Annotated in this window: 1 protein-coding gene; it reads right to left on the reverse strand. The window is 30.1% G+C overall.

The annotated features are described in order from the left end of the window. Nucleotides 1-7: 7 nt before the first annotated feature. Nucleotides 8-3,709 carry a gliding motility-associated C-terminal domain-containing protein gene (locus ACFO3U_RS07600; RefSeq protein WP_379740092.1) on the reverse strand — a complete coding sequence of 1,234 codons (3,702 nt, stop codon included), beginning with the start codon at nt 3,707-3,709 and terminating at the stop codon, nt 8-10. Nucleotides 3,710-4,011: the final 302 nt, after the last annotated feature.

Genomic DNA, 4,011 nt, shown 5'->3' on the forward strand with positions numbered 1-4,011 from the left:
ATCAAAATTAATAAGAAACGTAAACCCAACCTGTTTTACTTTCTCCTTCATTAAATTCTAAAACATAGTAATAGGTTGAAGCTGGCAAACGTTTATTATCATTGGTTTGACCTTTCCATTCGTTTATATAATTATCTTTATCATAAACTAATCGTCCGTATCTGTTATAAACGTAAATTTTCTTCACATTATATCCTGTTAAATCAAAATAATCATTTATTCCATCATCATCTGGTGAAAAACCATTAGGAATAAAACAATTTGTGTTTTCAACAACTGCAAATGAACTTGATTTACAGCCTAGAGCATCTGTGACCTCAACATTATATGTTCCTATCTCTAAATTTGGAACTACTATATTTTGCGTAAAGCTAACAAAACCATTTGGTCCTGTCCAGGAATAAGTTGCATTAGAAAAGTCGCTTGAATTTACAATGTTTATTTCATAGTTTTTACCATTACAACCTTGTTCTAAAACCACATCAAATGAATTTATTTTTTCAATAATTTCAATATCTTTTTGATTGGCACATCCATTATTATTAATAATCACACTATAATTTCCTGTTTCTGAAATCTGTAACGTTGAAGCTGTATTTGAAAGCAAACTGTTTTCATAATACCATTCTATAGTAGCTGAATTTACATTAAAATTTGTTGGAGTGATTGTCAATGTTTCATTTTGTCCAATACAAATTGAAGTTGTTCCATCAATAGAAAAATCTGGAATAGGATTACTGTTTACAACCATTTGTTCTGTTGCAGAATTACAACCATCTACAGTTACATAAACAAAATAAGTTCCATCGTTTGTACTATCAAAACTTGTAATCAATGGATTTTGATCTGTTGAAGTAAAACCACTTGGTCCTGTCCAAAAATAAGTAGCGTTAGTAATCAAACTAGCTTCAAGCAGGACATCATCACCCACACAAATTGGACTTGGAGCCGATAAAACTGGAGAAGCTGGTAAATCTTTGATTGTAATTGTAATTGTTGCTTCGTCTGAAACAGCACAAAATCCATTAACTGTATATGTAAAAGTATAATTTCCAGTACTAAAATCAATAGGATTAATAATTGGGTTCAGTGTATCACCATCTGAATTTGTCCAAATGCCATTAGTATCATGAGGGTTAGAAAGAAGTGAGTTTAGATTTATAAATTGATCTTCTTTACAGAAAAAAGTAACATTATCATTTCCAGCATTAGGACTTAGACCGTTTGGATTAATTGTATATTCTATAATTTCATTAATGCAACTATTAGCATTTGTTGTAGACAACTGAACAGCATAAGTTCCTGCATCATTTGCACTATTAAAAGGAGAAAACTGCAAAGTATTTGAAGTGCTTAATATGACAGTTGGATTTAGAGTGTTATACCACTCATAAGTAACAAATGGAAAATCTTGAATTTCTAATTGACCGTTTGTTCCATCGCAAAAACTTGATGCTATAATTTCTGGTTCCTCTAATAAAGAAACATTAAAAGACCTAACTCTTTCTGTTGCACAGCTATCTTCTACCTTAAACTTGTAAACTCCTGCTGTCAAACCGGAAAAAATATTTGAGGCACCATTGTTAATAAAAAAAGGTAACCCATCCTTTTCTATTATACTATACTGTAATGGAGCTAAACCTGTTGCAATTATAACAACTTCTTGTGTATTATTATCACATGGAAATGCATAAGCATCAATAATTTTTGGACCACCTTGAAATTCAAATTCATGCAATGAAAGTATACATCTATTTGCACCAAATGAACCATTTGAATAATTATAAAATTCTTTGACAATTCTAAACAAACCTGAATAAGCTAGATTAATATTATTAATATTATTATATACTGGAACAGAATTAGAAATATCAAGTGGTGTTCCAGGAATGTAATCTAAGCCAGTTGAAGGATGTTCCCAAACATTATTTACTTCATCAAATTTTTGCAGATGATAAGTTGAAAAATTAGCATTACTACTATGGTTCAATTGTAAATTAAAGGAACCACAGTTCTCAGTTATTACATATGTTGAACTAGTAATATGAAAACCAATTATTGTTATATCAACTATTCTATTTAATCCACAACTGTCAATAATTTTAAATTTATAGTTCCCTTCTGGCAATGAGTTCATTGAAAAACCCGACTGACTTACATTAAAACTAACATCATAAGGCAAAACAAAACCAAATGTGTTGGGAGCATCTTGAATTTCTATAGATATAATTGAAATATTCGGAAAATAAATTCGGACGGATCCATCACCTATATTACAGCCAGGTTGTTGTTCTATAATTGGTGCTTCTGGACTACCAGCTAGTGAAACTATATATGTGTAAGAATTTCCACAAACATCAGTTAAAGTAAAATGATAATACCCCAAAGGAACATTTTGTAAATAAAAAACTCCATTGACTATTAAACTTGACAAATCCTGCGGTAAAGAGTTGGGATAAGTGGATGGAGCCGTTGTTAATATAACTGTTGCTAATTGTCTATAAGGGTTGCTTAAACCAATAGACAAATTACCTTCAGTGTTACAAGTAGAAGTAGTAGTAACAGAAGTAGGCACAGAGGGAATATTTTGAATCAAAAACGTTTTCGTTCTTACTTTTCCACACAAGTCAGTGATTTCAACAGTATAACTTCCTAATGGCATATAATAAGAAGAACTACCATAAACCACGCTATTACTTGTAAATGGTCCAGGATGATTAGGATTTGCTAAAGTTGGATTAAAACCTGCTGGAGCTGAAATAAAATTAACAGTGTATGACGTTATAAAATTTTGAACATTAAATTCAACAGTATAATTATTACAACCATCTAATGTAATTACTTGAGTAAAATTCAACAATGCTGAAACATTATTATTATTTCTAACATAGGTATTTCCACATGCATCTGTTATTAATAAATTATAATTATATCCAACACCATTGATTGAAGGTATTACTAAAGGCATTGATGTTTGTGTAGTTATAACGGGGCTTCCTCCTGAAGGTGGAAAAGCTGTAACCTGATATGTTAATGGAGTAAAAATTTGAGTGTTTGGCAAAAAAGAAGTATTATGAAAAACGAGTAAATTATTACAAGATGTATTACTTGAATTATTTATAATAGGTGGTCCAATGACCAAAGAAGGTGTTAAACTTGTTAATACATGAGTTTGAGTAAAGGCTTGTCCACATGAATCAAAAACTCTAATCAGATATTGACCAATTGGTAAATTTGAAAAAACATTTGAAGTTTGCAACCCAGTGGTTACAGGACCAGAAAATAATTGATAAGAAACCACATTTCCAGAAGTTACATTAACTGTAATTTGTCCATCATTTCCACATTTTACTTTTACTTCTGAAACAGTAAAAGTTGGAGGTGGTATTTGATTCGATATCGTGACAGTTTGTTGTGCTGTAGTTGTTGAACCACCAACTGTTTGTGATGCAATAACCAAGTAGTTAGCAGCTACAAGTCCTCCATAAGAATTAGAAGAGGTTGTAACAATTGGTGAAGTAGTATTAGGCAATAAGTAAACACTATAAAAAACAGGAATACCAACTGTTTCATTAGTAATTATAAAAGTAAGTGAACCATCAGCTGTGCCTGCACACGTTTCATTTGTTACAGTGACTTGCAAATCTAATGCAAAAGCATTGAAGCAAAAGAAAAATAACAACCATAAAAATTTTATTTTCTTTTTCAATTCAATCAAAAATTTAAAAACATTATTATTAAAAAATTGTTTCTTTAATATTTCAAATTTACAAAAGATTAAATATTAAATACAATATTTAAAAATATGATTTGTTTTTCTTAGATGCTTTGTGTTAAAAAAGGTTGCGTATTTCTTAATTTTTATTCATCTGAATTATTCAAAAAAGTCAGAAAAATGTATATTGAAGAAGATCAAAATTAATAAGAAACGTAAACCCAACCTGTTTTACTTTCTCCTTCATTAAATTCTAAAACATAGTAATAGGTTGAAGCTGGCAAACGTTTATTATC

The sequence above is a fragment of the Flavobacterium ponti genome, assembly GCF_042652765.1.
In the GTDB taxonomy this organism is placed as follows: domain Bacteria; phylum Bacteroidota; class Bacteroidia; order Flavobacteriales; family Flavobacteriaceae; genus Flavobacterium; species Flavobacterium ponti.